Origin of the sequence: Allokutzneria albata, from assembly GCF_900103775.1 — a bacterium.
In the GTDB taxonomy this organism is placed as follows: Bacteria; Actinomycetota; Actinomycetes; order Mycobacteriales; family Pseudonocardiaceae; genus Allokutzneria; species Allokutzneria albata.
This window is the reverse complement of sequence record NZ_LT629701.1, coordinates 1,075,643-1,100,741: the sequence shown is the minus strand read 5'-3', so window position 1 is coordinate 1,100,741 and position 25,099 is coordinate 1,075,643. Positions and strand designations below refer to the sequence as shown.

19 protein-coding genes, 2 tRNA genes and 1 pseudogene are annotated in these 25,099 nt (G+C 64.6%); 12 read left to right on the top strand and 10 right to left on the bottom strand.

Annotated features, from left to right (window positions below):
* Positions 1-727 precede the first annotated feature (727 nt).
* Both BLT28_RS39735 and BLT28_RS39730 read left to right on the top strand, forming a co-directional pair.
* Positions 728-1,123 (top strand): hypothetical protein, encoded by a 396-nt coding sequence (locus BLT28_RS39735; protein WP_156051940.1) that lies wholly within the window; start codon positions 728-730, stop codon positions 1,121-1,123.
* Between the two features lie 97 nt (positions 1,124-1,220).
* Positions 1,221-1,406 carry a hypothetical protein gene (locus BLT28_RS39730; RefSeq protein ID WP_156051942.1) on the top strand — a complete coding sequence of 62 codons (186 nt, stop codon included), beginning with the start codon at positions 1,221-1,223 and terminating at the stop codon, positions 1,404-1,406.
* An 88-nt stretch (positions 1,407-1,494) separates the two neighbouring features.
* Here the strand turns inward: BLT28_RS39730 and BLT28_RS04660 are convergent, their stop codons facing one another.
* Entirely contained in the window at positions 1,495-1,818 is a 324-nt protein-coding gene (locus tag BLT28_RS04660) for a DUF6355 family natural product biosynthesis protein (protein WP_156051945.1), read from the bottom strand.
* 351 nt (positions 1,819-2,169) lie between these two features.
* Here BLT28_RS04660 and BLT28_RS04655 point away from each other — a divergent pair.
* A pseudogene (locus BLT28_RS04655) lies at positions 2,170-2,970 on the top strand (bifunctional DNA primase/polymerase); the annotation flags it as partial.
* 20 nt (positions 2,971-2,990) lie between these two features.
* Here BLT28_RS04655 and BLT28_RS04650 read toward each other — a convergent pair.
* From BLT28_RS04650 to BLT28_RS04630, 6 genes are all read right to left on the bottom strand, one after another.
* Positions 2,991-3,884: an IS982 family transposase gene (locus BLT28_RS04650; protein ID WP_030433934.1), complete on the bottom strand. Its 894-nt coding sequence runs from the start codon at positions 3,882-3,884 to the stop codon at positions 2,991-2,993.
* 372 nt (positions 3,885-4,256) lie between these two features.
* Entirely contained in the window at positions 4,257-4,721 is a 465-nt protein-coding gene (locus tag BLT28_RS04645; RefSeq protein ID WP_030433894.1) for a GNAT family N-acetyltransferase, read from the bottom strand.
* Positions 4,722-5,168: 447 nt separating this feature from the next.
* Positions 5,169-5,492 carry a hypothetical protein gene (locus BLT28_RS04640; protein WP_030433893.1) on the bottom strand — a complete coding sequence of 108 codons (324 nt, stop codon included), beginning with the start codon at positions 5,490-5,492 and terminating at the stop codon, positions 5,169-5,171.
* Between the two features lie 450 nt (positions 5,493-5,942).
* A complete protein-coding gene (locus BLT28_RS39725; RefSeq protein ID WP_156051926.1) occupies positions 5,943-6,569 on the bottom strand; it encodes an MAE_28990/MAE_18760 family HEPN-like nuclease in 627 nt (208 codons plus the stop codon).
* A 90-nt stretch (positions 6,570-6,659) separates the two neighbouring features.
* Complete coding sequence (locus tag BLT28_RS04635) at positions 6,660-7,787, bottom strand: DUF262 domain-containing protein (RefSeq protein WP_081900884.1); 1,128 nt, start codon at positions 7,785-7,787, stop codon at positions 6,660-6,662.
* Between the two features lie 684 nt (positions 7,788-8,471).
* Positions 8,472-8,741, bottom strand: coding sequence for a helix-turn-helix domain-containing protein (locus tag BLT28_RS04630; RefSeq protein WP_030433892.1), 270 nt, complete (start codon positions 8,739-8,741; stop codon positions 8,472-8,474).
* A 356-nt stretch (positions 8,742-9,097) separates the two neighbouring features.
* Here BLT28_RS04630 and BLT28_RS04625 point away from each other — a divergent pair, with 356 nt between their 5' ends.
* Complete coding sequence (locus BLT28_RS04625; RefSeq protein ID WP_156051924.1) at positions 9,098-10,084, top strand: three-Cys-motif partner protein TcmP; 987 nt, start codon at positions 9,098-9,100, stop codon at positions 10,082-10,084.
* A 21-nt stretch (positions 10,085-10,105) separates the two neighbouring features.
* On the opposite strand, the gene BLT28_RS04620 is transcribed toward BLT28_RS04625, so the two are convergent.
* From BLT28_RS04620 to BLT28_RS04610, 3 genes are all read right to left on the bottom strand, one after another.
* Entirely contained in the window at positions 10,106-10,870 is a 765-nt protein-coding gene (locus BLT28_RS04620) for a DUF5131 family protein (protein ID WP_030433891.1), read from the bottom strand.
* Between the two features lie 463 nt (positions 10,871-11,333).
* Positions 11,334-11,525, bottom strand: a complete 192-nt coding sequence (locus BLT28_RS04615) for a hypothetical protein (protein ID WP_030433890.1) — start codon at positions 11,523-11,525, stop codon at positions 11,334-11,336.
* A gap of 250 nt (positions 11,526-11,775) precedes the next feature.
* A tRNA-Leu gene (locus BLT28_RS04610) sits at positions 11,776-11,858 on the bottom strand.
* Between the two features lie 187 nt (positions 11,859-12,045).
* Here BLT28_RS04610 and BLT28_RS04605 point away from each other — a divergent pair.
* The 8 genes from BLT28_RS04605 (at position 12,046) to BLT28_RS04575 (ending at position 25,089) form a co-directional block, all read left to right on the top strand.
* Entirely contained in the window at positions 12,046-13,395 is a 1,350-nt protein-coding gene (locus BLT28_RS04605) for a M20/M25/M40 family metallo-hydrolase (RefSeq protein WP_083383657.1), read from the top strand.
* Positions 13,396-13,479: 84 nt separating this feature from the next.
* A tRNA-Leu gene (locus BLT28_RS04600) sits at positions 13,480-13,562 on the top strand.
* 401 nt (positions 13,563-13,963) lie between these two features.
* Positions 13,964-14,743 (top strand): transposase family protein, encoded by a 780-nt coding sequence (locus tag BLT28_RS04595; protein WP_081900891.1) that lies wholly within the window; start codon positions 13,964-13,966, stop codon positions 14,741-14,743.
* A gap of 180 nt (positions 14,744-14,923) precedes the next feature.
* A complete protein-coding gene (locus tag BLT28_RS04590; RefSeq protein ID WP_030430696.1) occupies positions 14,924-16,138 on the top strand; it encodes a restriction endonuclease in 1,215 nt (404 codons plus the stop codon).
* Positions 16,139-16,153: 15 nt separating this feature from the next.
* The gene (locus BLT28_RS39720; protein ID WP_156051134.1) at positions 16,154-16,507 is read left to right on the top strand and encodes a hypothetical protein; all 354 of its coding nucleotides are present in this window, start codon (positions 16,154-16,156) and stop codon (positions 16,505-16,507) included.
* 216 nt (positions 16,508-16,723) lie between these two features.
* Entirely contained in the window at positions 16,724-18,850 is a 2,127-nt protein-coding gene (locus BLT28_RS04585) for an ATP-binding protein (RefSeq protein ID WP_052407539.1), read from the top strand.
* A gap of 878 nt (positions 18,851-19,728) precedes the next feature.
* Positions 19,729-22,893, top strand: a complete 3,165-nt coding sequence (locus BLT28_RS04580; RefSeq protein ID WP_052407540.1) for a DUF6603 domain-containing protein — start codon at positions 19,729-19,731, stop codon at positions 22,891-22,893.
* Between the two features lie 21 nt (positions 22,894-22,914).
* Positions 22,915-25,089 carry a hypothetical protein gene (locus BLT28_RS04575; RefSeq protein ID WP_030430699.1) on the top strand — a complete coding sequence of 725 codons (2,175 nt, stop codon included), beginning with the start codon at positions 22,915-22,917 and terminating at the stop codon, positions 25,087-25,089.
* The last annotated feature ends 10 nt before the right edge of the window (positions 25,090-25,099 follow it).

The following is a 25,099-nucleotide window of genomic DNA, read 5'->3' as shown; positions in this document are numbered from 1 at the left end:
GACCCCATCAGCCCTGTGTCGGGTGCGGGAACGTCAGGCCCGTGAAAGCCCGGACTCCGGACGGCCCGGTGTGCAGGCGCTGCCACGTCACGCCGCAACGGCCCTGCGGCTCGTGCGGCCGCATCGCCGAGATCGTCGTCCGTGCCAGCACCGGCCAGCCAGACCTCTGCCGACGCTGTCGGCCTGAACCACGTCACCGGTGCGGCTTGTGCCACCACGACCGTCCCGCGCACGCGTTCTGGCCGCTCGGACCGGTATGCCGCCGCTGCTACCGCCGAACGCTCACCACGCCGGATACGTGCCGCTCGTGCAGCAAACACAAAGTCCTCATCGGCCGCGACGCCCGCGGTGGAGCCCTCTGCGCGCCCTGTTCCGGCGCGACGATCGACTACGCCTGCGACGTCTGCGGCGCTCCTGGCCACAGACCGTTGGCTGGCCTGTGCGCTCGCTGCGCGATCGTCCACCGGGGACGGACCCGGTACGGTACTGGTGATGCGCTTCCGGCCGGGATGGACGCGCTCTTCACTGAGCTGGCCCGCGCTGCCCGCCCGGAATCTGCGTTGCGCTGGCTCATGCGCCCCGAGGTCCACCGCGTCCTCAACGCTCTATCCGACCACCGCGACGCCCTCGACCACAAGGTCGTTGACCGCCTACCGGCAACTCCACACGAGAGTATGTGCGCGCGCTGCTAGTCCAAGCCGCCGTCCTGCCCACCAGACTCGATCCCTTGGCACGCAACGAATCCTGGCTCGAACAACTCCTGGCAACCCTGCCCAGCGGTGACGCCCGCATCATCAGCCCCTACGCCCACTGGAGCGTCCTGCGACGCGCCCGCCGCCGTGCACACCGCCGCCGCTATCAGCCCACCAGCGCCGAACACGACCGGGCAAAGATCCGCGCCGCAACCCGGCTTCTCGCCGATCTCGCAGCCGAGAAGCGGACCCTGGCCGAACTCGACCAACCCTGGTTCGAGCACTGGATCACCACGCGACCAAGCCAAATCAGTCTGATCGCCGGGTTTCTCGTCTGGGGCCGCGACCGCAGTCTCTTCGCCCCGATCGAATTCCACCGTCCACATGCCGGCATCCCCAGCGCCAGCACCGACGCCGCTCGTCGGAGTTGACCTTGACACAGAAGCCGTTGCGCTGGTTGCCCTCCAGTCCGTTCTCCCTTGCCCAGAGCGGCGACCTGCCGAGGTAGTCCGGGCTCGCCCTGTCGGCGTGAACACCGGACACGGTGAAGGGCTGCCCTCGCCAGGTCGCCGTCGTGCGGTCGCGGTACCAGGCGTCGAGCTCGGCTATCGGCACCTGTTTGAGGCGGACGTCGCCGAGTTGTTCGAAACCGTCCTGCGCGTAGGTCCGATCACGGAGCTGGATGATCCAGATGCGACCGGCCGCGGCCTCTGACCGGCTCGTGCGAAAAGTTTCGCCCTGGTGCACGGCCATTTCCTGGTGGACCCAGGCCACCGGTGATTCCTCCCAGCAGGACCGGATGTCAGCAGAGGCGGCCGGTGTACCAGGCGTGGTTGACGGCGTTCGCACTGCCGAGGTAGTACCAATGAGGAGTGAGAATGCGCTGGGTACAGAAAGTGTAGTCCGGCTGCGTGGCGAGGTCGACCTGGATCTGGACGCTCACAGTGTGGTCGCCGCAGTGATGGTACTTGGCATCACGGCGGTGCTCGGGTTGGCCGACGGGAGTTGACTCGTCGTATCCGCACGGGGCAAAGGCCGACAGATTCGCGCTCGCGGGCGTGACCATGGACGCCGTGGCGACGATCGCAGCCGCGAGCGCGACGGGGGCCCGAAGTTTCTTGCGCATGAAGCCCTCCTTGGAGTAAGGGACGAGCTGAGCAGGCAGAACCGTAGCCACAAAAGAAAAGAACGTCAGCGAATTCAGCCACGCCTGAAGCGGGAAATCCCCAATCGATTCACCAAACAAGAAAGATCATGACGATTTTCCTGACTTTCCTGAGAAGCACGCACCGGCGCGCCTCAGCTCCGGTAGGCGCGCAGGAACGCCAGCACCCCGGCCGTGACGATCTTGCTGATCTCCGAGGGGGCAGCGGGACCGCGCCGTAGAAGGTCTGCTGGTTGACGTCGGTGATGAGGAGAAGGGTGAGGTGGGCGGCGGCCTGCTCGGCGTCGTCGACCGCCAGCAGGCCGCGGTCGGCGATCCGGCGCAGGATTCGGGGGCTGCGCCGAAGGCCACCTCGGATGGGAACAGCGCGCCACGATCGACCCGGACCTGATTCGCTACTGGTGGAGGGCTTCCCCGACCTGCAACGTCGGCATCGCCTGCGGCCCGTCCAATCTGTACGTGCTCGACCTCGACCCCGCCCACGGCAAGCCACCACCGCCGGAATGGCCTGGGGCCCGGCACGGCCGCGACGTGCTGGCCCGCCTCGCCGAGCAGGCTGGCCAGCCCTACCCTGGCGACACCTTCACCGGCCGCAGCCCCAGCCCGTCCGATCACCTGTACTTCCGGGTCGAGGAGGACAGCACGCTGCGCAACACCGTCGAACGAGCAGGGTGGCACATCGACAGCCGCGGCCGCAGCGGATTCATCGTCGCGCCCGGCTCGATGCGCCGCGACGGCATCTACACCGTCGTCCGCCGCGCACCAATCGCGCCGCTGCCACAGTGGCTGATCCCGCACTTCACCCCGCCACCCCGTCCGGAACCCGAACCGGTCGACTTCGGCGACGTCCGTCCCCTGCCAGACAACCGCCGACAGCGCTACCTGGACAAGATCGCCGACGCCGTCGCCCACGCCACACCCAAGCCCCCCACGACACGCTGGTGCGCGCTGCCTTCACCCTCGGCCGTCTCGTCGCCGGTGGAGAATTCAGCGACGACGAAGCGCGCTCGGCGCTGCACATCGCCGCCCAGCAGCGACGCATCCCGACTCACGAAGCCGACGAAGCGATCACCGACGGCCTCGACGCTGGCCGACGGCACCCGCGGCGGCTAGACGAGTAATTCCTAACTGGGTCAGTGGTCGTAGGCGGTCAGTGATCGGGTGAGGGGTGCTCCGGTGGCTCGGTTGTGCCAGATCACCGCGGTGAGGGCCAGGAGTCGTTGGGCGATGCGGACTCCGACACCGTCGATGGTGCGTCCGCTGTGCTGTTCCAGGTTGAGCTGGCCTTTCAAGGTGTCGTTGACCGACTCGATCAGCTGACGGATGGACTTGAGCAGTGGCTCACCGGGGTGGGGTGTGCGGTTGCGGTAGGACGGCCGGATCAGCCGCACCTCACGCTCGGCGAGGAAGTGGTCAAGCTCGCGGGAGACGTAGCCCTTGTCGGCGATGATCAGCAGTCCGGGGCGGTCGGTGAGCAGGTGGGGTTCGTGGTCGCACAGGGCCATGAGCACCTGCCGCTCGTCGATCTTCGGGTCGGCCAACGCCCAGGTGATCGGCAGTCCGGCGGGGGTGCAGACCAGGTGCAGCCGCAGGCCCCAGAACCAGCGGGAGTGCGAGCGGCAGTAGCCGTAGTGCGCCCACCCGGCCAGTTCCGAACGCTTCACCGCGGGGCGGGACCGGCCGCATTCCACCGGGGTGGAGTCGACGATCCACGTGGTGTCACTCCACAGGTCGGTGTCGGTGGCCAGCCACCGCATCACCTGCTTGACCAGCGGCAGCGCCGCCCGCAGGCGGCGGTTGTACCCGGACTGGCCGGGCAGGTACCGAAACGCCCCGGGCAGCCGGGCGGGCAGGAACCGCAGCCAGCGGGCCTCGGAGGTGAACCCCAGCAGCGCCTGGGCCACCGCCAGGGTGACCAGTTCGGCGTCGGTGAGCTTCGGTGGCCTGCCCACGCGGGTCCTGCCCGCGAGACGGTCGTCGATCTTGACGTAGAGTGCGGTGAGAAGGGTGTTCAGGTCTGTCGTCACACACGGATCGTGGACACCCTTCGCCCGTCTCCGGTCACCACCCCGACTTACGCATTACTCGTCTAGCTGCCAGGCCGCCTAACCGGTCACGACCGGGCCGCCCCAACCCGTACCAAGAACGCGATCTTGTGAACCCGGTGCCAGCTATATGCATGCCGCGCCAGGTCCACTGCGCTAGGACAGATGCCCAACCAGTCTCTGCCCAACCACAGCCCTGCTGACCGTCGATAAGCCCCGCTTATCGACGGTCAGACGCATGGATCCCTTGAGCCACAACAACTTCTTGTCCTGGCTCAGTCGAAGTGATCAGGACTTAGTCAAAGTGATCAGCCTCAAGGAGCCTAGGGGAGGCCGCGGCCAAGGTCGCGTGAACTAGGTGACCGCCCGGCGATAGATCTGCCGTGAACCGCCATCTGTACCCGGATCGGCGGCCTCGGCCGGGACGAAACCGAGGCGTTCGTAGAAGGTGTGTGCACCGCTAGCCGCGGCGTTGGGGTGGTCGGCTCCAAAGGTGACCACTTCAATGCTGCCCGGACCCTGCACAAACGTACGTGTGGCGTCCGTGATCAGTGCGCGACCGACGCCCCTCCCGCGTTCCTTCTCTGAGACGACCAGCCAGTGGATGTGGCACATCGAGGCGTTGGTGCCGAACAACAGGCCGCCGATGAGATCCGATCCCGATGAAACGGCGACAAGTGCCGTGGATCGGCGAATGTGCTTGTCCACAGCGCTATGGAAACCGGGATCGTCAACCATCGGGCCGAAGTAGTGCTCGACCTCGGCTGCCAGACCAAGAAAGCCTGGGAAGTCCTGCTCTCGCGCCAGTCTCACGATCACCCGGCCAATCTGGGACACGAGACAAACGTTTCCTGCCGCAGCACTAATGGGTGATCATGCGGGCCATGTCAGTCGAGGCCGATGCCCAGATGCTCCGCAGTGGTCGGCCGCGTCGAGGCTCGCATCGACCGGGGAGCGGCGTCGCACCCGCCCAGCTTTGCGGCAGGCCGCGCAAGGTCAGGCAGAGGAGCTCGCTCACCCAGAGTCCTCCGACGGACCACGTCCAATACTTGACATCTCAACATAGGAGTTCCCAAGTCGTCGTTCGCAACAAAGATGACAATCACTGAGCCAAGGACGCACGTCCCCGACTCAGGCAATCCCAAAAGCCGCAGGTCGCGAAGGTGTTCACCGATCACAATGATCGAGCCAGGACATCTGCGGTTCTCACGACGGAGGCGGCATAGCTCCGTTCCGCCCTGGCACCGAGCGAAATCAACCCATCGTTCAGGGTTGCGATGGCCAGCGGACGGTGATGATCACGGAATCGGCGAGGGCTTCCCAGGAGTGGTCGATTCCTGGTCCCCACAGGAGGTAGTCGGTGGTGAGGTGGATGCGGAAGTGTCCTTCGACGAGAAGGGCGAGAGTTGTGCGGTTGTCACCGCAGGTCCATGCGGCGCGCTGCTCGCCTGCCGCGTGGACACCCCATTTCACTTCGACGTCCTGGCTGGATCGGACACCGCAGGCGGGGTCCATGAAGTGGCCGAGGATCCAGCCGCGGTTGCGGTGTCCTTCGTCTGCGGCGTTGCCGGTGTGCCAGATCGCGGGCACAGGCTGCTCCCGGGAATGACAATGGCCCACGTCGTGGACGTGGGCCGTGTTGGTGGTGTCCGAGGGGCGAGTTGCACACTATCCACCCGACTTGTCCTCGCTAGCGCCATCTGATCGGGCTGACCGCGAGACAGCGGATCCTCGATGTGCTGGCGGCCAGTGTGTTGAATCCACTATCGCCGCCAGTCTCACCACCGTCAGACTTGAATGCCACTCGCACGACGTGATGTACCGCTACTCAAACTCGGTCTACAGTCACCGTGGGCCTCTCCACCCAACTCAAGGGTCCTGCACTGCAGCAAGCGCACTGGAACCAAATCGGATCTGGCACTCTGCAGTGTCTTCCACCTTCGGAGCTTTCGTTTCGTTGTCAACTGCATTCCTCCAGCACCAACCGCCACTGACAGGCACCTCGTCCGTAACGGCAATCCATCGCTATCTTGATTGAAATCAAGATGTTGACCTAAGCGTGCATGCTTCTTCGATAGCGTGCACGACGCACTCCGAGAAAGCATCGGCAACAGCCATGAAGAATTGGATGTAATCTTCTAGTTCTGCCGAAGTCGGCTTAACTGAGTAATCTCCGTGTGCGATTAGATTTCTCTTGGCGACAATCTCCTCAAGCTTAATGTCGACGCGGATGCCGCGATTGGAACTCTGTAGATACGAAGATGCACTGACGATGATGTCGTCAATGCCGATCAGTGCAAATGACTCGCGTAGCACCTCGGGCTTAAGGCTTGTCATTTGACGAGCAAGGATCGTTGCGGAAATGACTTTTGGATCAATTGAACGCTCCTGATCCCACAAAGCCGAAAATGTCGTAAAAAGTCTCCTGGTTCGATGCACTCGATCAACTCCGGGAGAGAGCGCAGCAATCTCCCGAATTCTATCTCGAGTAAACAACTCAAGGAATGCTGGCGGCACTTTACGCGCGGGGGGCCGAACCGCGCATATCTCATCAACGTACTCGCTAAGCGCGGCTTTGGCAAAACCCTCGAAGTGGGCTACCAGAAGGACAAGGCAGGCACGGTGAACTGCATTCTCGAGCTGGACAGCCTCTTCAGTACGGCGCACAAGGGGAGAGACTGGGCGTACTGCCAGCAGATGATTGAGTTCTGCCGTACTATCAATGAAGTCATTGTATGCGACTAGTTTTCTTGACATTTATCGCGCACTCTCGAGTGCTTTGTGCAGGGAGCTGGAGATCCCGCGTTTCGCCAGCCCCTCGGAAAACCGGGAAACTCGATAGTGCATTCGAGAGCGATCGGCAGTAGCGCGGCCAATAGCAAAGAGAAAATCTTCGTCCTGGAGAAGTTGATCTCGTAGCTCGCGAACAGCCTGAGGTGCGGCACGGATCGCCTTACGATCCGCATGTGAAAAAGAGATCATGATTGCATCGAATAGAGCCTTGTTCATTCCCGGCGCGGGCCTCCCATTCGGCGCGGAAAGCCTGAAGGCGGAGTCGCCAAATACCTCTGCTACCGTACGGCACACATCAGCAAAGAGATCCATTTCCCTCTGATTTGGGATGTCTGCCCGATTCTTTCGCATGTACTCGTTAAGTAGCTGGCGAAGAGGAGGTCGATAGCTGACAATAGTCCCGTGAAGAGCAAGGAATCGCAGGGCAAGTTCCTCGAACTCCATGCGCCGATTTCGGATGCCGCTAAGAATACCCGTGAAGTATGGCAGTTCGGATACGCGCCTCAAGAAGTCGTTTAGTTCACCTCGGTAGATGCAGTTCCTGAGTTCCTGTGCACCTAGGCGAGCAGATCCGGTATTCAGTCGCTCAAATACGTCAAACTTGATGTCCGGATCAGAGTCCTCCGTGATAACAATACAACGAATCGTCCGTCCACTAAGACGCCGTTGATCGCGCTGCGACAGGTCAGAGAAGAACTTCCCTTCCAGCTCCGAGAGAACTGGAATTCCTTTAAGTTCGAACTTCCCCTCAAGGTAATCGCTAATGGTGGTGATACGTTGTAGTCCGTCAATTACTTCGTATGCACCTTCCTCATTTTCAGCGAAATAGCAAACGGGGACTGGAATATTAAGCAGAAGACTCTCGATTAGCCTACTTGCTTTGGCTCTATCCCAGACGTACTGTCGTTGATACTCAATATTGAGGAGGAGGCGATCTTTTTTAATGTCATCAACTAGCGTACCGAGAGATAGATCATATGGTTGCGTTACGAGTCGTCGTTCTCGATTTTCAAGGTTCAAGGGCTCTTCTTGCTCGCTCGTTACCTCCTCAGAGCCTTGGTCATCGAACAAGATCTGGCCTTCTTCGGACATGTGTAGCTCCTTAGAACTCGTCTCGATACCCAGCTTAGCGTGGTTGTTCTTGCTCGACCTGCGCCTTCGAGCTGATGGCGATTGAGGTGCCTCTGCGCTGACACGGGCTGCGGCAGGCAGTCACTCACAAGAAAACAGGGCAGGAGTCGGGCTATGTTGGCACGACCTGCAGCGGTCGGACTACACGCGTCGTGCAGGATGCCGAGCGCGAGCCGGTGGGCGACATTGGCCGACCTCCCAAGACACCCCCTGTCGCAGGACGCCCCCGTGTATGTTCAGGGACTCCAAGCTTGCGATGGTCTCGCTGAAGCCCTGGCGCAGCGCGGCAAGTGTGAGAACGTGTGTTCAAGATGTGCGCAAGCGATTTGCGCCACCTCACCCTGTGCATGAGCGACGGACGTGTTTCTACGCATATGGCAACATGAGAATAACATCGACCAGATGCTAGCGTTCCGTCGCATCGATTAACCCACTTCGCGGCTCAGTCCTGGCATTTACCTATGCATCTCATTCGATACGATGGGTCTCGATGTGTCCGGCCTCGGATCCGTCGTCGACCTCAGTCAGATGTCGCTGACAGTTATTAACTGATGAACCAGATTCATGACGACGCATGGCAGCAGACAAGCGAACGCGCGGCCTCCGCACCCCAGGCGGGTGCGGAGGCCGCGTCGTTACTTGGATCTAGTGACCGAGTTGTTTGAGTTCTCGTTCAACGCGTCGCTCGGCCGCGATCTTGGCAATGTCGACCATGCTGCCGGTCGCCAGGGCTTCGGCGACCATCTGGTCGATGACCTTGACTGGGATGACATAGCGGGTGCGGATTCGCACCGCGGGGAAGGTATCTTCGCGGATGGCGCGGTAGAGGGTCGGGGCGTTGCATCGCAACACCTGAGCTGCTTCTCTGACCGTGTAGAACGTGGGTGCTTTCGTGAGTTTCTCTGTGTCAACCATGTGTCTCACCTTGCAGCCGGTCCGCCCCCTTGTCCTCCCGGGTGTCAGCTGAACGATCCGTCTGGTCTGTCCCGCCTGGCCGGTCAATCTGTCCGTGGGGACAGGCCGGAAGCGACAGCGGTGTCTCCAGGAGGTGGAAGTCTCCAGCAATTCTGTGATCAAGGGGCTGCGGCATCCGGTGAGCATGAGCGAATGCCGGTAACCGATCAGGCGCAACGCCGAGACTCTTAGTGTCGCAACATGACTCGCTGTGTCACGACTGGAGTAACTATCTGCAACGTCTCTTCTCGTTGCACTGAGAGGAGCCTACCGTTGTTTCATGTGGCGACGGGCACACTTAAGCGGCGGTGAAGGCCATGACGCGGTTGTGGGGTTGGTGGACCGAGCATAAGCTCCAGATACTAGAAGACTATCTTCAAGCATTCGCCGTTGCGTCCTCTGGAACGCGCGAGCGTATATATCTCGATCTCTTTGCAGGCCTATTGGAAAACCGGAGTCGCGAGAACAATGAAGAGATATTTGGTTCGGTACATCGAGCACTGAAGGTCCGGCCACCGTTCACGCATATCCAACTGTTCGAGTTGCCAGCGGCTGCTCGGCGGCTTGAAACTGCACTGCGCGATATTGCTCCAGGCAGGCGCAATATCAGGGTTCATCACGGCGACTGCAACCGGACCATTACTTCAGCATTGGAGGAGCTGGCGCCGGTTCGATGGGCTCCTACTTTCGCATTCGTGGACCAGTACGCAGCAGAGGTGCACTGGTCCACACTAGAACAAGTTGCGAAATTTCGTCGCGGCAAAACGAAAGCCGAGATGTGGATATTGTTTGGTACCAGTTTCCTTCCCCGCGGCCTTGAAATCGGCCAGGAGCACATGAACGCGGAGTTCGGCGATCGCTTGACTGACATGTATGGCTCAGAGGAGTGGCAACCAATTGTGCACGCTCAGCGTCGAGGGATATTGAGTCCAATGGAAGCACGTTTTGAACTCGTTAATCTGATGCGGTGGCGCTTGGAGCGCGAGCTAGGCTACAAAGAGACGCATGCCTTCACAATGAAGAACACAGGCGGAGCGGATCTATATCATATGATTTTCGTTTCTGACCATCATGCCGGAAACAAGATCATGAGGCATCTGTACAAGAAGGCGCTTAGTAGGCATGAGGAGATGCGACAACAGGCATTGACTATGCGTCGCATCAAGCGCCAGGAAGCTAGCAATGAAGCGAAGGGCCTTCAGGGGCTGTTCGAGGTTGAGCCAAGTATGGTCAGAGCTCCAAATATCAATAATAGTGCAGGTTATATTGCAGAGCCGCCACGGGAGCCATATCAGCTTCGATGACCCGGGCGCAGCCGCTCTAGGCTAAGTCTGTTTTGGCATGCCGGGACTCATCTTTGATGGCATTTCGTCCCATGTCCGATCCTGCAATATCCTACCTCCCGCTTTGGGTGTACGACCGCCCCACTGTTTGAAGAAGAACGGGACCCCGTGCTGCGTGCATCGGTCACGAATGTCGAGTACCCATTCTTCGTTCATTGGCCTGGCATTGACGCCTGATTCACCGCCAACGATCACCCAGTGGATACCGCCGAGGTTGAGACCGGAGAGCGGGCCCAGGAGTGGCTCGCAGGACAGGAACCGCACAGCGGCGGGTACTTCACGGAGTTGGTCGATGCGGTCGAGGACGTCTTCGCTCTCGACCGACGTACCTATCCAGACATTGCCGGGCCACTGCAACCGGTCACCAAGGCGACGTAGGCGGAGCGGTCGCTTGGTCAGGATTTGATAGGTGTGCTGAGGGGTGGCCGCCATAACGCGGAAGACGCGTTGGATGAACTTCAGTGGCACGCGTGCGTGGAAGAGGTCGCTCATAGAGTTGACGAACACTAGCCGCGGTTGTTTCCAGCGCAGCGGTTCTGCAAGCGATGCGACATGCGTGGTCACGCCGAAGCCCGGGCCGCTGGTTCGAGGATCTCCGTCTGCTTGGTACTTGGCTGCGCCCATAGCCTTGAGCCGCTTTGCGAGGGTCAGGGCGTAGCAGTTGTCGCAGCCAGTGGAGACCTTGTCGCACCCAGTGGTGGGGTTCCACGTGGTCTCTGTCCATTCGATACGAGACCGCGTACTCATCGCGCCCCTCCTGGTTGTCCTGCTCACCGTAGGGTGTGTGTTCGTGACCTTCGTCAGCGCCCCCCCCAGTTTAGTCGAACATCTGTTCGGTCGCTGTGCGTCGTCCTGGAAGACCGTTGTACGCATACTGCCTACATAGCTGATGTGGTCATGGACCCCGTGAGTCGTGTAACCAGCGTGCGGGTCCGAGGACGACTTGCGCACTTACCCAGCCGCCTTGTCCTGTCGAGTTCGATCTTCCAATGACACCCACAGTCCGTCTTGTCCGATTAACCGGTCCTTGGGTGGGCTCCGAGTGGGACGGGTACACAAGGGCAGCTGACCTGGTCGAATAGTCGAATGGACGTGGCGGGACGGGACTTCGTCAACCCGACCTACCCGTCCTTGGGCCGCACTGAGGGCGCCGATTGAGATGGCCGGCATGGGACGGGACGATGCGCGGCCGTTGCGGCGCCCCGGCCTGTTAGTTGAGGCTGCGGTAGCGGCGCTGGTCCATGAGCGCGATCAGTTCGTCGTTCCCGGCGTCGTTCCCGGCGTCCACGTTGGACATGAACAGCGCGAAAAGCGCCCGCGCGGCGCTCGCCTGGATGTCGATCACGGGGTCGACCGGAGACTGGTCCGGTGCACTGGGGTTGTCGGACGAACCGGTGCTCATCGGGCGCTGTCCGGGGAGGTGCGCAGGATGCCAGCGCAGTTCGCGCACGGTCGGCCGGACGGGGCTGACATGGGCATCGGCTCGACGACGTGTCCGCACAGCTCGGCGATGTCGGAGCCGCGCTCGCAGACGGGAAGATCGAGGGGATAGCCGAGCTGTACAGCTCGCTTGACCTGCATGTTCGGTATACGCATACGGCCCACGAGGCTGATGTGACCATCAAACCCGTGGGCTGTGTGAATAGTGTGCGTGTCCGAGGGGGGACTTGAACCCCCACCCCATTTCTGGGACTAGCACCTCAAGCTAGCGCGTCTGCCATTCCGCCACCCGGACTTGGTGTGTGGGCACAGGTTAGCTGATCAACATGTCGGGCTCCAAATCGGGGCCCGCCGCCCCTCGCGGACAGGTGGAAGTCGCAGGTGAGCGATGGTCCGGCTGCCTCGTCACAGTGATCTTCCGCTGCCGCGGACCGAGCCCGGCGAGCCCTTCACGCGGGCGCCTCGGGTGGTAGAAAGGCCAGGTGGGCAGCGACAACGACGGCACGAAGAAGAACACCCTCCGACAGGCCGAGGACGAGGTGGTCACCCTCGCCAGCGAGCTGATCCGGATCGACTCCACCAACACCGGCGATCCCGACACCGTGGTGGGGGAACGTGCGGCCGCCGAGTACGTGGCCGCCCAGCTCGCCGACGTCGGCTACGACACCACCTACGTCGAGTCCGGCAACGGCATGAAGGGCCGCGGCAACGTCTTCGCCCGCCTCGAGGGCGCCGACCCCAGCCGCCCGGCACTGCTCGTGCACGGACACCTCGACGTCGTCCCCGCCGACGCCAGCGAATGGTCGGTCCACCCCTTCTCCGGTGCCGTCCAAGACGACTATGTCTGGGGCCGCGGCGCCGTCGACATGAAGGACATGGTCGCCATGACCCTGGCGACCGCCCGCCGCCTCAAGCGCGACGGCATCGTCCCGCCCCGCGACATCGTCTTCGCGTTCCTCGCCGACGAGGAAGCAGGCGGCCTGCACGGCGCACAGTGGCTCGTCGACAACCGCCCCGAGCTCTTCGACGGCTGCACCGAGGCCATCGGCGAGGTCGGCGGCTTCTCCATCACCGTCAAGGACGGCGTCCGCGCCTACCTCATCGAAACCGCCGAGAAGGGCATCGCCTGGATGCGGCTCCGCGTCCGCGGGCGCGCCGGCCACGGCTCCATGCTCACCGACGACAACTCCGTCACCCGCCTCTCCGAAGCCGTCGCGCGCCTCGGCAGGCACACCTTCCCGCTCGTCATGACCGACTCCGTGCGCGAGTTCCTCGCCGCCATCACCGAGCTCACCGGCCTGGAGTTCCCCGAGGACGACATCGACGGCGCCGTCGCCAAGCTCGGCGGCCTCGCCCGCATCATCGGCGCCACGCTCCGCGACACCGCCAACCCCACCATGCTCAACGCCGGCTACAAGGCCAACGTCATCCCCTCCAGCGCCGAGGCCGTCGTCGACTGCCGCATCCTCCCCGGCCGCCAACCCGCCTTCGAACGCGAACTCGACGAGATCCTCGGCCCCGACGTCGAGCGCGAATGGATCGCCAACCTCCCCGCCCTCGAAACCAGCTTCGACGGCCCCCTCGTCGACACCATGTCCGCCTCGATCATGGCCGAGGACCCCGGCGCCAAGGTCGTGCCCTACATGCTCTCCGGCGGCACCGACGCCAAGGCCTTCTCCCGCCTCGGCATCCGCTGCTTCGGCTTCGCACCCCTGAAACTGCCCGCCGACCTCGACTTCTCCGCCCTCTTCCACGGAGTCGACGAACGCGTCCCCATCGAAGCCCTCCAGTTCGGCACCCGTGTCCTGGACCGCTTCCTCCGCCACAGCTGACAGCCGTCCTCTTCGGACAGTCGCAACATGGGGGCTGGTGCACCCGCCCCGGCCCCCATGAGCTACTGTGTGCCCACACACCAAGTCCGGGTGGCGGAATGGCAGACGCGCTAGCTTGAGGTGCTAGTCCCAGAAATGGGGTGGGGGTTCAAGTCCCCCCTCGGACACAACATCAACTCTCTGACCAGCATCTTTCTCCGACACCCTCGGTGAGACCGTCTATTTGACCTGGTCGGGGCCGTGGGGGTTCATGTCCCTCTGGAATACGCACTAGCTCCAATGCCCCTGACTTAAGCGCTATCACTGGCCAGACGACCAGAGGAAGCCCGCAGCGGTGCGTATGCCACAGCCTTCGACTGTCCACTTGGGACACTGTGCGGCGTGGGGCTTCGAAACGCCAGGTGGTCGACGCGCTCATCGAGTAGCACCGCGACTGAATCACCTCTTCTGAAGAGTCTCTGAATCGCACTGAGCAGCGAAAACCCCACTTAAGTCAGTGGCATTGGCCCTAAGGGATGTCTCGTAACCCGGTAACGGGTGTCGCGGGCTGATCGTCGATCATGGTCGGGTGCAGGTGATCTCGGCATCGCGGTCGGAGTGGATCGCACCGTTCACGGGCTTGGAGCCCGGGCAGTTCCGCAAGCTCGTGCGCGTTGTGGCCCGGCGAGGTGGTGACGAGATCGCTGACGGGCGTCCTGGCCGCCAGTGGCGGCTCCCGCTGGCCGATCGGGTTCTGTTGGTGGCGACCTACTGGCGGACGAACCTGACGATGCGCCAGATCGGGCCGTTGTTCGGGGTCTCGCACTCCGCGGCACACCGGGTGATCGACAGCCTCGGGCCGCTGCTGGCGCTGGCCCCGGTACGTCGCCGGCGGATCGACCAGATCGCCATCGTCGATGGAACCCTTGTGCCCACTCGTGATCACCGGCTGGCCGCGCGATCGAAGAACTACCGGTACTCGACCAATCTTCAGGTGGCGATCGACGCCGACACCCGTCTCGTGATCGCCACCGGCGACCCGCAACCCGGTAACCGCAACGACTGCACCGTCTACCGCGACTCCGGCATGAAACAGGCCCTGGCTGGCCGCCCGGTGATGGCCGACGGCGGCTATCAAGGCAACCCCGAGGTGATCATGCCGTACCGCAAACCTCGGGACGGTGCTGACCTGCCGGACTGGAAGGAAGACCTCAACACCGTCCACCGCAGTATCCGCGCCCGCGCCGAACACGCCCTGGCCCGCATGAAGTGCTGGAAGATCCTGCGCGACTACCGCCGCGCCGCCCACACCCTGGCCGACACCGCATCCGGAATCGCACACCTCCACAACCTCGCTCTCACCGGCTGACCCCAAGCCCACCAACACCAACACCAAGATCAGTTACGAGACATCCCTTAGGCGGCGTTCACGCCGGAATGTCCGGCGTGCCGCGGAGCCACGGCCGCTGCATCATCCGTATGCTCGCCCAAGATGGCACTCTGTTGATGGAGTGAGCGAGCCGTCTGGCACGGGAGGAGTGGATCGGATCTGTCTGGGCCTGCGTCTCCGAGGGCAGACGAACCTGCAGCAGCTTTCGCTGATCTCGGTGCGGCGGATCTCCTCGTCGATGGTTATTATCCCGGCGGTTCAAGCGGGCACGTCGGGGACGATCCGATCGCGAAGTTGCTCCCTGGTGTAGGCAATCAGGGCGGTTTTCGGTATGTGGGATCACCGCGCCGGGGCAAAGTCAACCTCGTGGTCCTCTACACCACCGGCGACCAGCCAGACTGGCCGGATGCTCTGGACCTGCAGACTGGCCTGTTCACGTACTACGGCGACAACCGCACACCCGGTCACGAACTGCACGAAACGAGCCGCGCTGGCAACCTCCTCCTCCGCGACGTTTTCAATGCATCGCACGGCACTCCTGAGCAACGGCAAGCGGTCCCTCCGTTCCTCCTGTTTGAAAAAGCCAGCACACGCGGCCGGGGTGTCCGATTCCGCGGGCTCCTCGCGCCGGGCGGGCCAGCCCTGACGCCAGACGACGAGCTCCAGGCGGTCTGGCGAACCACCCGCAGGCAGCGGTTCCAGAACTACCGGGCACGTTTTACCGTCTTGGACTGCGCGGTCATACCCCGGACCTGGCTTCGGCATGTAACCGGCGGTGGCGACCCGCTCACTGGAGATTGTCCGCGCGAGTGGGTCTCCTGGGTCCGGGGGCGCGCGTACCTGCCGCTGACGGCGCCGGCAACGACCCTGGTTCGCAGTCGGGACGAGCAGCTTCCGCAAGACGTCCAAGGACGGGCGATTCTGGCCGCCATCCGTGAGCACTTCCACGGCCGGGAGCACGACTTCGAGGCTTGTGCCGTGGCGCTTTGGCGCTTGATAGCCCCAGCTACCGGGCATTGCGAGGCCACTCGTCCGAGCCGGGACGGCGGGCGCGATGCCGTCGGTCAGTATCACATCGGTCCCGCCGCCGACCGGATTTCCATCGACTTCGCGCTCGAGGCGAAATGCTATGCGGACACCAACTCAGTTGGGGTTCGCGAGGGAAGCCGACTTATCTCGCGTCTCCGCTACCGCCACTTCGGAGTGCTTGTCACCACGTCGTACTTCAACCGGCAGCTGCAGCAAGAGATTCGCGACGACCAGCACCCCGTGGCCCTTGTTTGCGGCCGCGATATCGCTGACCTGCTTCGTCAGCATGGTTACTCAACCGTCTACGCGGTCAAGACATGGCTAGAGCGGCAATTTCCTCCCTAATTCGAGGAGTAAAGAATGGCGTCGACATGGGAAGACATTGCAGATCCCGTGGTTCTGTTTGCAAGCGTCGGGAACATGCGCGGGCATATGTGGTGGGTAGGCGATCCTGCCTTGGCACTCGACGTGATCGAAGATCTTTCCGACGTCGAACACGCTTATGACGGACTCGCGCGCCCCTTGCGTCTAGTACGGGAAAGCGGAGGATTCAACCTTGAAATTGTTTCGGAGGAGCCGCGAGAAGCTGAGATGCGAGCCCGTGTGCACTCGTATTACAGTAGATTCGCGCGAAATCGTGCCCAGCAACCACCCGAGGTGTCTGACGTGCGGGCGTTCCTCTACGCAGTGGCGGAAGATCACGTTGATGAATGAATCTGGTTGCGTGCTAATCTTCGACAAGCAACGCGCCAAATAGCAATAGGAATCCGCATTGCTCGACTGTGCTGGCGTCCGCGACGAATATTTCCAGTGCGCCCCTTTTGGCGGACCCAGATGTGGGGGTAACGATAGCGCTGTCGCTGGTGTCAAGTGATGTGCGTTAAGGAGTCTCGATGTGTTCTTGCTACTCCGTCGGGCAGACTGATCTTCATGGCGGGGAAACCGGAGCTCCACAACGAGATAGCCAGCACCGTGACGGGCCACGTTGTCCAGGCCGGTCGGATCGAGGGCGGGCTCAGCTTCCACAGCCCCGGCCGCGCGCCGGTTGTGCCGCGGCAGCTTCCGGCGACATCCGGGCAGTTCACCGGCCGCAGCGCCGAACTGGCCGTGCTGACCAACGCGTTTGACATCGGAGCCCAGCAGGGCACGACGGTGGTGATCTCCGCTCTCGGTGGTGCGGGTGGGATCGGCAAGACGTGGCTAGCACTGCACTGGGCGCATCAGCATATGGACCGGTTCCCGGACGGACAGCTCTTCGTCGACTTGCGGGGCTTCGATCCCACTGAACAGCCGATGGAGCCGCGTGAGGCCATCCGAGGCTTCTTGGATGCCCTGGGGATAGCCCCGGAGCACATTCCGGCGGAGGAGAGTGCGCAGTCCGGGTTGTATCGGACTCTGGTGGCAGAGCGCCGAATGTTGATCGTGCTGGACAATGCCCGGGACAGCGAGCAGGTTGCCCCGCTGTTGCCCGGGTCTGCGTCGTGCACGGTGGTGGTTACGAGCCGGGACCAGCTGGCAGGCTTGGTCACCAGGCACAGCGCCCGGCCCATCACCGTCGATGTCCTCAGCGAGGAGGACTCGCGTGAGCTGCTGTCGCTCCGGCTGGGCCCGGAGCGGTTGACGGCCGAGCCATCAGCTGTGGCTGAACTGGTGCGGTGGTGCGCGGGCTTGCCGCTGGCGCTGAGCATTGTCGCCGGACGGGCGACATTGCGTCCACACATTCCACTGGCGGAGCTGGCCGCGGAGCTGCGTGACGCCTCTTCCCGGCTCGGTGCGCTGGACGTGGGTGAGCCGAGCACAGGTCTGAATGCCGTGCTGTCCTGGTCCTACCGCGCATTGGCGCCGGAGCAAGCCATGATGTTCGGGATGCTGGGGCTGGCGCCGGGCTCGGACATCAGCCTGACCGCGGCTGCCAATCTCATGGGTTTCCCGAAGGGCAAGGCCTCGTCGATACTTCAGGCCTTGGAACGGATCTCGCTGGTGCAGCAGCATGTTACGGGCCGCTACCGGATGCACGACCTCGTGCGGTTGTACGCGACCGAGCAGGCAAACCTGGACCAGTCCCAAGGTGAGATCGACCGGGCGTTGATCCGTCTGGTCGACTTCTGCTGCCACACCGCACATGCGGCGGATCTCTTGATCGCTCCGCACCATGCGCCGATTGAACTCAGGAAGCTCGAAGCGGGCTGTTCGCCGCATCCGCTCCCGGACAAGGGGGCGGCATGGGCGTGGTTCGACGCCGAGCGCGCCAACCTGATGGACATCCAGGCCCTGGCGGCCCGGAAGCGGTGGCACAGCGAGGTGTGGCAGCTGGCATGGACCTTGACGACGTTCCACTTGCGGCAAGGGCATCTGCACGACAACCACACGGCGTGGAAGGTCGGCGCGGAAGCCTCCAAGCACCTCAACGACCCGCACACCCGGACTCGATCGCACCGGCACCTCGGCCGGGCCTGCGCACAACTCGGGCGGCATGCGGAAGCCCTCACCCACTTGCAGGAAGGTCTCGCGGGGGCCGAGCTCGACGGAGATGTTCTCGGGCAGGCACACACCCATCGCGCTCTTGCGGTGGCCTGGGAGCACCAGGGAAACGACCAGCGTGCCCTGGAGCACTCGCGCGCTGCATTGCGACTGTACGAAGAGCTTGGCGTTCCCATCAGCGGCTCGCACGCGCTCAACGAAGTCGGTTGGTACACGGCGAAGCTCGGCGACTACGCCCGCGCCCGCGAGCAATGCACCGAAGCGCTCGCGCGATGCCGGGCTAACGAAAGCCGCAGCGGTGAGGCGAAAACCTTGACCAGCCTGGGCTACATCGCCCACCACACCGGCGACACCGACCGGGCTGTGCACCACTACCAGCAAGCTCTGGCGCTGTACCAGGCGCTCGGTGACACCTCCGCTGAAGCCGGAGTGCTCGATCGTCTCGGTGACGCTTTCGCCCTCGTTGACATAGCCCGGGCTCGTGAGGCGTGGCAACGAGCATGTGAGCTGTACGAGGCGCAGAATCGGGCAGGTGACGTTCAACGAATCCGGCAACAGCTAGAAGCACAGGAGTAACCCCGTAGGCAAACCTTGGAGCGCGTCATACAGAGCAGCAGCGGAACCGCCTGACGTGTATTGCTCAGCGGCGGCTTGTATCAGCCGGAGGTGGCAGGGCAAGTCGGGTGGATAGTGTGCAACTCGCTCCTCGGACACTCTCTTACCCCACGAATCGTCAACTCCGTGGGGTTGTTTCCACGTGGGAGCGGGTCTGTCCTGACTCGACGGTAGCCCGTCCAAGTTCTGCATCGCCGCTGATTCTGATGCGCCTTGGCGGTGTTGGGGTTCCAGTCCAGCGCGAGGGTCGTCTGGCTGGGTGAAAGTCAACGGGCTTACGACCTTCGGTGGCACTACTCGTTCGTTCAGGATCACCGACCTGTCCTACGTTGCCTGCGCGGTAGGCGCCGGTGAACCATAGTGGCGCCTAGTTCGGTGGCTGGCGTGGCGTCGGCGCCGAGGACACGGTGGCAGATCGAGCGGCTCTCCTCCGAGGTGACCGACCGCTGAAAGCCTGGCCGGTTGGGACGGGGCCGAAAATGCATGAAAGCTCCTTCACTGTGCATGTGCTTTTCTGATAACAGTGGCCAAGTCGCCGAAAGTTACCCAGTTAATTTGCCGCGATCTCCGCAGGGGCACCCTTCTCACGTATTATTCACCTTCGCGGCTTTCACCCGATAAGCCGTCGCCGAGACGCCGCCAGTTCCCTTAAAGGCCCAGCTCAACGGCCCGTGACGTCAATCAGCCAGAAGCGGTGTCGCGGTCGCTCGATGCCGGAAAAGGGCCCACAAATCGGGTATGGATGCCTCAGTACTGACCGCTCTAGGCTCGCCCTTGCCGACAGCTTGCGTTCTCTGTCGTTGTCGCCATTCACTCCGGCCACCTTCGAGGGAGAACCGATGGCGCTCTCATTGCAGGAACTGCTCGACCTCTTTCCCCAAGACGGTGAGGACTTCCGGCTGCCGTTGGAAGAGCTTCGGGAGATTCCCGGTGTCGGCGAGCTTCTGGCGACCTGGCTCGGCTCGGCCGACCTGACCGTGCGGTCCACGATCGCCGACACAGGCTCGCTCAGTGTGCAGGGCATCTTCTCGTTCACCGTGGTCGAGGGGCCCTGCCCGATCGAGATGTCCTTCACCGTCGACGCCTTGAACGTCGTGAGCGGGGTGAGCCTGGACTTCACCCTGCCCGCCTCGGAGGAGGACTCCGGCGAGGAGGACTCCTTCGCGCCGCACCTGGTGCTCACGGCGATGGCAGGCGGCGTGCTCACGGCGGCGCTCGTGCTGAAGTTCGCGGGCGCCGACGGAGAGCAGAAGGAGATGGAGTTCTCCGCCACCTACGGTGAGGGGACGCTGTCCGGGATCTGGGAGTCCGAGGACGGCGTGTCCTGGGACGACATCGCGCACGCGCTGGACAGCCCGCCCGCGGACCTGCCGCCGGAGCTGGTCCCGGTGCTGACCTCCGTGGGGTTCGTCTACGCCAAGCGGAAGAAGGCGTTCGTCTTCGCCGCCAAGACCGAGTACGTGGCGCTGGCCTTCGCCTCCCTGCCGCAGAAGGCGGGCACCGGGGTGGCCGGGCCGCGGTTGCGGATGGTCCTGCTGGAGGGCGTGGCCTCCACCGGGCTCAGCGACCTGCCGACCGTCGGCGACCACGTGCCGCTGGAGGAGGACCTGATCTTCGGCGGGCTTCAGGCGTTCCACCTGTCGGCGGCGATGACGGTGCGGAAGGTCAAGGCGCTCAACGAGTTGCTGGCCGAGGTGAACGTGCAGCTCGGGCTGCCGGTGCGAGCGCTGACCGCGGGGGCCTCCGTCGCGGCCACCGTCGCGGTCGCCGGGGTGGAGCGGACCTACGGGCTGGTGTACCCGATTCGCCGCCGTCAGAAGCCGCCGACACCGCCGCCCCGCACCGAGACCACGGCCGAGGCCGAGGACGTGCCCGCCGTGGCCAGCATCGCGCTCCAGGTGGAGTTCGGGCCGCTGCGGCTCTACGAGATCGGACTGTCCTATGAGGACGGAACGGCGCGGATCACCGTGGGGGCGACCCTCGACGCGGGCGGGATCGAGCTCAGCGCCGCCGAGCTCGGCTTCGCGATCACCCTGGGTGAGGGCGACTGGAGTTTCCGCCCCACGCTCAGCGGGCTCGGGCTGAGCTTCGACCGCAAACCGATCCGCATCGGCGGCGCGTTCCTGGCCAAACAGGCGGACCCGCCGTACGACATGCTGTTCGCGGGCATGGCCGTGATCGAGGCCCAGGTCGTCAGCGTCAAGGTGCTTGGCGCCTACGCGCGGGCCGAGGGCGGGTACCCGTCGCTGTTCCTCTACGGGGTGCTCGCGGGAAAGCGGGGCATCGGCCCGCCGCCGTTCCAGGTGCGGGGCATCGCCGCGGGCTTCGGCTACAACAGCTCCGTGCGGGTCCCGGCGCCCGCCGAGACGCCGTACTTCCCGCTGGTCGGCGAGCTCGGCGGGCACACCGAACGGCCGCCGCTGGAGGTGCTCGACGACCTGCTCGACGGCGCGGGCGGCCAGGCGCCGTGGCTGACGCCCGCGCTCGGGCAGATCTGGTTCGCGCTCGGCGTGGACTTCACCGTCTTCCAGCTCGTCGACGCCCAGGTCCTGGCCATGGTGGAGTTCGGGGAGGACTTCACCGCCGCGCTGCTCGGCCTGGCCACCGCGTCCTTCCCGGTGCGACGTGGGTCCGGGCCGACCTACGCCCGCGTGCAGCTGGCCATGCAGGCGCTCTACACCTCCGCCGACGGCATGCTCGCCCTGGCCGCCGAGCTGACCCCGGAGTCCTTCGTGCTGGACCCGGAGTGCCGCCTGCGCGGCGGGCTGGCCTACCGCACCTGGTTCTCCGGGGCGCACGAGGGCGACTTCGTCTTCTCCCTCGGTGGCTACCACCGTGACTTCGACGCGCCGGACCACTACCCGGTGGTGCCGCGGCTGGGCTACACGTGGGGCATTTCCAACTGCGTCACGGTGCGGGGCGAGGCGTACTGCGCGCTCACGCCCTCGGCGTTCATGGTCGGCGGGCGGCTGGAGGTGGCCTTCCACTCCGGCATCGTCGACGCGTGGCTGATCGCCCGGCTGGACGCGCTGATCCAGTGGAAGCCCTTCCACTTCCGGTTGGGAATCGGTGTGCGGATCGGGTTCTCGGTGGACCTGTGGCTGTTCACCGTCAGCGGCGAGGTCGGTGTCGACCTCGACCTGTGGGGACCGCCCGTCGGCGGCATCGCCACGGTGCACCTGTGGTGCATCGACTTCGACGTCTCCTTCGGTGCGGACAGGGACAACGAGCCGGATCAGGTGTTGTGGAGCGATGTCCAGGAGCAGCTACCCGCGCGCGAGGAGCTGCTGCGGATCACACCGCTGACCGGCATCCTGCCCGAGGACGAGGACGTCAAGGCCCGCCGCGCCCGCGCCGGGGACGACCGGTGGGTGGTGTCGGCGGCGGGGTTCTCCTTCTCCACCTTCACCGCGGTCCCCGCGTCCACCGCCGAGGCGGGCGGGACCCTGGTCGAGGGCGGCAAGCCGCTGGACGTGCGGCCGATGGGCGAGATCGGGCTGACCTCCGCGCACACCCTCCGCATCAAGCTCGGCGACGACAACGACTTCGACCTCGAAGCCAACGGCTGGACGCTGGAGGCGGTCACCGCCAACGTGCCGGAAGCATTGTGGGGCAAGGGTGATCCGGATCAGGAGGGCACTGAGGCGCCGCCGCTGGTCGAGGACCAGGTCACCGGGATGAAGATCGTCGTGCCGCCGCCGGCGGAACACGGAACGGCCCGGGAGACCGACGACGTCGCGCTCGGCGTCGACCTGCTCGACCCCGCGCCGAGCCTGCCGATCACCCCCGGCGACGAGGCGACCGGCCCCCTTCCGCGGCCGGGGGAGCCGGGCACGATCGGCGTGATCGCCGCCGGGATCGCGGAGTCGACCGTTGCCGCCCGCGACGCGCTCTACGCCGAGCTGGGCACGTTCGGTGTCGCCCCCGCCGCCGCCAACGACCGGCTGCCCGGTTTCGCCACGCGCGCCCAGGCCCTGTTCACCGCCGAGCCGATGACGCTCTGAGCGACCGCGAGGGAACCCGACATGACACAGCCCCGTTTCCAGGTCACCTTCCGCGACGACCACGTGCCCGCGGCCCCCGCCGGGCTCTACGAGCTGGTCCTGGACCACACGGTCTCCGGCGGCGAGGTCGGCTCCGACTCCTTTCCCACCGCGCGGCAGAACTTCGAGATCCGCGCGCCGCAGTTCACCCTGGACGGCTCGTTCGTGCAGGCGGTGCACCCCGTGCCCGGTGCGAGCGGGGCGTTCGAGTACGTCCTGCCGCACATCACCCTGCGGCGGCTGATCCTGCCGTGGGAACGGGCGCTGGTGGTGAACTCGCCGGGCCTGCCGTGGATGGCGCTGCTGGTCTTCGCCGAGGGTGAGCTGCCGGAGGACACCAAGGCACAGGGACACGTGCGGAGCCGGACCGTGAAGGAGCTGCTCGGTACGACGGAGCGCGGAGTGCTCGTGCCGGACATCGGGCTCGACGAGGTTCCGCCGGAGCTGCACGAGAGCGACTGCGCCACGATCGACGTGCCGGGCGATGTCTTCGCCGCCGTCGTCCCGGGCCTGTCCGAGCTGCCGCACCTGGCCCACGTGCGCAAGGTCAAGGACTGGCAGGCGGCGCGGGTGCGTGGCCCGGCGAGGGAGGAGCTGGAGGTCGGGGACTTCTCGGTGGTCGTGGCCAACCGCTTCCCGCGCACGGCGGGCCGCTATGCCGCGCACCTGGTGTCGCTGGAGGGCTTCGCGCCCTACCTGTCCACGCCCCCGTCGTCTGATGCGACCGTGCGGATGGTGTCGTTGGCCGCGTGGTCGTTCGAGGCGGTTCCGGACGCGCGCGGTCACTTTTCGGCGCTGGTCCGTGACCTCGCCGAGGACCCGGCTGGGCTCGGGCTGCGCCTGAATCCGGTGTCGCAGGCGCGGTTGGGCGCCGAGCGACTGGCGCTCGGGTACGTTCCCGTCGCCTACGGACTGGTGTCGGGCGAATGCACTTTTGCTTGGTACCGCGGGCCTTTCACGCCGTCGGTCGCGCAGACCCCGCCGAAACCGGGCGAGCACTACGAGCACGCCGACGAGGCTCTGGTCTACCTCACCGATGTCGGGGTCTTCGATGTCAGCTACGCGAGCGCGTTCACGCTCGGCCGGTCGCTGGCGTTGTCCGATCCGACGTTGTCGGCCGCGCTGACGGCCTTCCGTGGCCGTGCCCGGCGGATCGTGGGGCGGGCGCTGCTGCGCGCCGAGGAGCCGACGCGTTCGGGCCGTGCCGCCGAGGCGTCGGCGTTGCTGTCGGAGCATCCCGCCCGCGACCGGTTCCACGCGTTGCTGGCCGATGGCCTCGGCTCGCGGCTGCACACGGCGATCACCGTGACGGCGGTGGCGGACAACCAGACCCGCGCGCGGTTGCGCCCCAGGCGTGGCGGGGTGCCTCGGCCGCCCGGTGTGCCGGCGTTGCGGAACAGTGTGCTGGACAAGGGAGTTCTCGGGCAGCAGCTGGCCGAGCAGGTCGAGCCGTTGGTCACCGCTGCTGATCAGGTCCGGTTGCTCGGCGCCACGCCGTTGAGCCACCTGGTCCCCGACGCGCGGATGCTGCCGCCGGAGAGCCTGCGCTTCTTCCACGTCGACCCGTCGTGGTGCTCGGCGTTGCTGGACGGAGTGCTCAGCGCGGGGGTCAGCACCTCGGTGGACGCCGCGCTCAACGCGGTGCTGCGTGAGCGGATTTCCGTTGACGAGCAACGGCTTTCCGGGATGCTGATGCGGTCGACACTGGTGCGCGGCTGGCCCGGGCTCATCGTCGAGCCGTTCACCGCGGGCGGTGAGCTGCTGGAGATCGTGCGGCGTCAGGTGATCGGCTCCGACGTGCTGCTGTGCCTGTTCGCCGGAGTTCCCGACGAGGTCGTGTTCCGCGAGCCGCACCAGGGGATCCACTTCGGACTGGACGAGGACGACCGGATCGGGCTGCGCCGCCTGGTCGGCGAGGTCGGCGCCCCGCTGGGACAGAACTTCCCCGCCGACGGCGAGGGCTTCGGGCGGTTCCTGCGCCCGGTCTTCGCGAACGGCACACCGGAGCTGCTCGACGTCACCGCGCTGGTCCCCGCGATGGCCGAGGCACTGCGGGTGGCGGACCAGCTCGACGAGGGCGAGGACCTGAGCCCGGCCGCGCTCGCGGTGCAGATGGTCAACGCCCCGCAACGCATCTCCTTCACCCCCGAGCAGTGAGGACCACGGC